Here is a 5,306-nt window from a genome sequence, read left to right on the forward strand (position 1 = left end):
GCGAGCACCGCGCGGCGGCGCGCGCGCAGCGAGCGGGAAGCGACGCTGGGGCGGGCCGGTGAACGTAGGACCGGCACACTACGCGGTGCTCAGCGCCGTGCTGTTCGCCATCGGACTCTTCGGGGTCACCACGCGGCGCAACGTCATCGCGGCGCTTGCCTCGCTGAGCGTGCTCTTCAGCGCGCCGTTGGTGGCTGCTGTGGGTTTCGCCGAGAGCGGGGACGGCTCCGTGCCCCGGCTCGGCGACGCGCTCGCGCTCTTCACGCTGGCAGCTCTCTGCGCCGAGCTGCTCGTCGGGGGTGCGGTTGCGGCACTGCTCTGGCGACGGTCGGACACCGCTGACCTGGACGAGATGACCGAGCTGGACGCCTGAGATGGCGATCATCCTCAACCTCACGTGGGCGGTGGTGCTTCTCCCGCTGGTCGGGGTCGCCGTGTCATTCCTCGCCGAGTCGCCTCGGCGTGCCGCCCAGGCCGGGGTCGCACTGACAAGCCTCGCGCTGGCTCTGTCCCTGGTGGTGCTGGTGTTCCGGCTCACCCATGTGATCCCGGTGTACGAGAACACTCAGACGTTCTGGGACCTGCAGACGACGTCGCCCACCGGCATCGGCCCACCGACGGTGCCTGCCGACTTCGGCGTCTTCTGGGGCATCCGCGTCGACCCTCTGAGCGTGACGTTCATGTTCGCCGTCCTCTTCCTCTCGGTCATCACCCAGGTGCACGCGCTCGTCTCGATGAGAGGCGACGACGGTTTCCGGCGCTTCTTCTGGGTCATGGGACTGCTGACCTTCGGTGTCCTGGCGCTGGTCAGCAGCCCCAACCTGTTCCAGTTCTGGCTGGGGTGGGAGGTGGCCGGCGTGGCCGCATGGATGCTGGCCGCGCACCACTGGCAGCGGCCGGCCAGTGCGGCCGCCGCGACGCGGACGTTCGTGGTACTGCGCAGCGCCGACCTGGCCCTGTTGCTCGGCCTGGTGATGAGCTTCGCCAAGTTCGGCACTTCGATCGGCCAGCGGACACCGACCAACGGCCAGCTCAGCAACGACCCCTTCTCCTTCTCCCAGCTGGCTCTGCAGTGGCACATCGGCCGTCTCGGCGCGGTGGCCGGGGTGGGCGCGAGAACCCTTGTAGTGCTCGCGGTTCTCTTCGTGGTTGCCGCCTCCATCCGCGCCACCATCGGTCCCATGCACCTCTGGCTGAGCGGCGCGCTCGACGCCCCGGTTCCCGGGCTCGCGCTGATCGCCGTGTCCGCGCTGATCCCCGCGGGTCTGCTGCTGGCACGGGTGTATCCCCTCCTGCTCGAGGCGCCTCACCTGCTCACCGCCGTCGCCGTTGTCGGCGCGATCGCTGCAGTGGCGGGCGCCGTGCTGGCGCTGGCACAACGAGACGTGTTCCGGATCGGTCTGTTCGCCGTGAGCAGCCAGGCGGGTCTGATGCTGGCCGCTTTCGGGGTGGGCGGCTACAGCGCGGCGCTGTTCCTCCTCTTCACCGGCTCATTCCTGGCGGTGGCGTACTTCCTCACGGCGGGAAACCTGAGCCGCGGATTTCGGAGCCACGAGCTCCGCGACTGCGGCGGCGGACGGCAGCGCATGCCCCGCACCACGCTAGCGCTCGGCGGTTGGGCGCTGGGGATCAGCGGACTGACGCTGAACACGTACAGCGTGCTCTCGTCGGCGCTCCGCGGCGCGCTGCCCGGCGGAGGGCACGCCAGCAGCGTGGTTCGCGTGATCGTCGCGGCGGCCGTGCTCGTGACCATCGTCCTCACCGCCGTGTACGCGTTCCGCGTGTACTTCGTCGCGGCCACGGGCGAAGCCACCAGGCGCCGCGGCTTCGACGTCAGCCGGCTTCGGGAGGTGGACGCGCGGTTGCGTCGCACCGTGCTGGTCGCGCTCGCCGGCGGGGCCGCGGCCACGCTGGCCGGCCTTCCCGGGATCGGCCCCTTCACCGTGGGCAGCGGGGCCGTCACCGGGCTCAGCTTCACTCGCTTCGTCTTCTACGGCCGCGTCCGCGAGGACCTGCCGTTCGACACGGTCGCGCTCGCGCTTGCGGCCGTTCTCGCGGTCGTCGGGGCAGCTGCCGCGTGGTGGCTCTTCTCCGCGGATCGGCGTCGCCGGCCGGCCCCTGCCCGCGATCACCTTGCCTGGGCGAGCACGGCGCTGGCAGGCCCCACCCCCGCCGAGCGCGTCGCGGCTCTCCTCCCGCGCGGGTTCGTCGCGGCCGGCCGGGCGCTGGACACCCTCGACGTGCAGCTGCTGGAACCGATCCCCACCGCGATGGGGGAGAGCGTCGGCACACTCAGCGAGGCGCTGAGCCGCCTGCGCAGCGCCCGGGTGGGGCTGTCGATGGCGGCGGCCCTGGTCGTTGTGGCCATCCTGCTGGCGGCGTCGGTTCTGGCCGTGACCGGCCATTTCCCGGTGACCATCCAGTGAGCGCGACGCTGCAGACACTGTGGTCGGCCGCGACGGCCGCGCAGCAGGCCCCACGCTTGGCGGCCGCGTTCCACCCGCTCATCGCGGCGGTCTCACCGTCGATCAGCGCCGCCACCGCACCGGTCGTCGCCGCGCCACCCACTGCGGCGTTCTCGCTGCCGCCGCCCGCCGCGGCCAGGCCGGCCCCGGCGACCACGCCGACGACCCCCACCAACACCGGCCTCGATCTGCCGTCTGTCCTGCTCAGCACCGTGGTGTTCATCACCACTGTCGCGGCCCTGGTGATCGTGTTCCTGCCCGAACGCACCGCGGAGCAGCGCAGCCGTATCCGTTCGGTCGCGCTGTTCGCGGCGGCAGCAGCGCTGGTGCTGACCCTCTTCACGCTCCTCACGGCCATCTCGCTGGGGGTTGCCGCCACCCCGGACCAGCTCCATGAGGAGAACACCACCTGGATCAGCCACTTCGCCTTCGCGATCCACTACCACATGAGCGCCGACGGGGTGACCCTGAGCCTGCTGGTGCTCAGCACCCTTGTGTTCACATCGGTGTTCCTGGCGGCGTGGAAGCGCCAGCAGCGGCTGCGCCTGTACTGCGGGCTGCTGCTGCTGCTCGAGACGGCGGTCAACGGAGCCCTCTGTGCCACCGACCTGGTCCTGTTCGTGATGTTCTTCGCCATGCAGGCGGCGCCGCTCTTCCTCCTGATCAGGTGCTTCGGAGGAGCCGGCCGGGAGCGCACGGCAACGCGCGCCGGCGTGGCCGTGCTCATCAGCGGGGCGCTGCTCCTCACCGGCTTCCTCCTTGTGGTGGTGCACAGCAGCGCGCACAGCTCCGACCTGACCGACCTTGGCAACGCCGGAGCGCTCACCGGTCCGGTGGCGGCGGCGGGATTCTGGCTCGTGTTCACCGCGTTTGCGATCGGTTTCGTCATCGTGCCGGTGCACACCTGGATGCTCGACACCACCGCAACCGCCAGCTCCGGCGTTGCCGCTGTGGTCGCGGGCGTGCTGGTGCGGCTCTCCGGGTACGGGATGATCCGGTTCGCGCTCGGGCTGTTCCCGGCGCAGGCACAGCGCTTCGGCAGTGCGCTGATGGTGCTCGCGGTGCTCAGCGCGCTGTGGGGGGTCCTGCTGACGCTCGCGCAGACCACGCTGCGGCGCATGGTCGCCGCGGTGAGCATCGGCCAGATGTCGCTGGTGCTCCTCGCCGTGGCCGCGCCCAACAGCATCTCGCTGGACGGCGCCGTTCTGCAGCTGGTCGCCGGCGGGTTGAGCAGCGCGCTGTTGCTGCTGCTCTGCGGGGCCATCGAGGGACGGACGCGCAGCGCGCCGTTGGACCGGCTCGGTGGTCTGGCGGCGCAGGCGCCGCGGCTCGGAGGGTTCTGGATCTTTGCCTGCCTCGCCGCCCTGGGGGCGCCGCTGCTTGCGGGGTTCAGCGCGGAGCTGATGCTGTTCAGCGGGGTGTTCTCGGTCCACCCCTACGCCACCGTCTTCGTGATGGCGAGCACCGCGGTCAGCACGGCAGCCCTGATCTGGTCCGCGCAACGGGTGTTCCTCGGCCCGGTGCGTGAGGAGTTCGCGCGCGTCCGTGACACGACGGCTCTCGAGCTCGGCTATCTGTGGCCCCTGGTCATCTTCCTGGTGGCGTTCGGACTTCTCGCCGGCCGCGTGGTACCGGTCATCGGCACCGGTCTCGTCCGCATTGCGGCGTCTCTCGGTGGCACCCAGTGATCAGCAATTTCGGTCTCGGTGTGCTGCTCGGGATCCTGCCCGCGGTCATGCTCGGCTTTGGCGCCCTGGTGTGCGCGGCCGTGGCCGCCGCGCGGCCTCGCACACGGCCGTCACTGTACCGGTGGGTCACCCTGCTCGCGGCGGTCGGTGCCTTCACCGCATCGATGATCGAGCTGCAGGCGATGCGCCCCAGCTCCGCGGGTGTCGGCCTGGCGGCGTACAGCGGGGGACTGATGGTCGATCGCTTCCACGTCTTCGGGTCGGTGCTGGTGCTCCTGGCCCTGGTGCTGACCGTGCTCGGTTCTGAGGCGTACACACGCCGCGCCCCGGCACGGGCGGGCGCGTTTTGCGCGCTTCTCCAGGTGAGCTCGGGCGCGGCGATGATTCTCCTGGCGCAGCGCGAGATGGCCGCTTTCGTCGTCGCGTTCGCGGTCCTCCTGGTGGCGCTCGCGCTTCTGACAGCTATGACCAAAACGTCGGGGCAGACCGCGGAGGCAGCGTTCCGCCAGCTTCTCGCCGGTGGCGTGGCGATGGCGACCACCGTGTACGGGATGACGCTCCTCTACGCCGCCGTCGGCACCACCGACCTGGCTCGGCTGGCAACCGGGGCGCGTGTCACCGGCGCTCCGATCGACGGCCCACTCGAGGTGGTGGGCATCGCCCTAGTGGTGATCGGTTTGCTGGTGGCGGTCGGCGCGCCTCCGCTGCAGGCGTGGACCAGGCTTGTCCAGGAGGCCACCCCTGGGGCCATCGCGGGGTTCAGCTCGGCCCTGGGCGCCGTCGTCGGCACCCTTGTGCTGGCTCGCTTCGCCGTCGAGGGCTTCGGTCCCGGGAGCACACGCTGGACCATCCTCGTCGACATTCTTGCCGCGGCCGGGATGCTCTCCGGCGCAATCCTGGCGGTGCGTGCCACGACCATCCGGCGGCTCATCGCCGACCTGTCCATCGCGCAGGCGGGCTTCCTGCTGCTGGCGCTCGCCTCGACCGGCCGCGGCATCGCCGGGTCGACGGCCGGCGGCAGGACCGCACTGCTCTTCTCGCTGCTCGGCGCAGCCGCCGCGCTGCTGGCGTCGCTCCTCCTCGCCGGCGTCTTCGACGCGGCCGGCCTCGGCACAGGCATTGACGCGTACCGCGGCGCGGGGGGGCGCGCGCC

Annotated in this window: 4 protein-coding genes; all 4 read left to right on the forward strand. The window is 71.2% G+C overall.

The window, feature by feature from the left end; translation table 11 throughout:
* A partial coding sequence (nuoK, locus tag JF886_RS01930; protein WP_337309056.1) for an NADH-quinone oxidoreductase subunit NuoK occupies positions 1 to 373 on the forward strand: 373 nt, incomplete at its 5' end.
* A 1-nt stretch (position 374) separates the two neighbouring features.
* Positions 375 to 2,426 carry a proton-conducting transporter transmembrane domain-containing protein gene (locus JF886_RS01935; protein ID WP_337309058.1) on the forward strand — a complete coding sequence of 684 codons (2,052 nt, stop codon included), beginning with the start codon at positions 375 to 377 and terminating at the stop codon, positions 2,424 to 2,426.
* Positions 2,423 to 4,153: a complex I subunit 4 family protein gene (locus tag JF886_RS01940; protein WP_337309061.1), complete on the forward strand. Its 1,731-nt coding sequence runs from the start codon at positions 2,423 to 2,425 to the stop codon at positions 4,151 to 4,153. The genes JF886_RS01935 and JF886_RS01940 overlap by 4 nt, the downstream gene beginning before the upstream one ends.
* Positions 4,150 to 5,306: proton-conducting transporter transmembrane domain-containing protein (locus JF886_RS01945; RefSeq protein ID WP_337309063.1), on the forward strand; the 1,157-nt coding region annotated here is incomplete at its 3' end. The genes JF886_RS01940 and JF886_RS01945, both read left to right, overlap by 4 nt.

It is taken from the genome of Candidatus Aeolococcus gillhamiae, from assembly GCF_016464765.1.
In the GTDB taxonomy this organism is placed as follows: domain Bacteria; phylum Chloroflexota; class Dormibacteria; order Aeolococcales; family Aeolococcaceae; genus Aeolococcus; species Aeolococcus gillhamiae.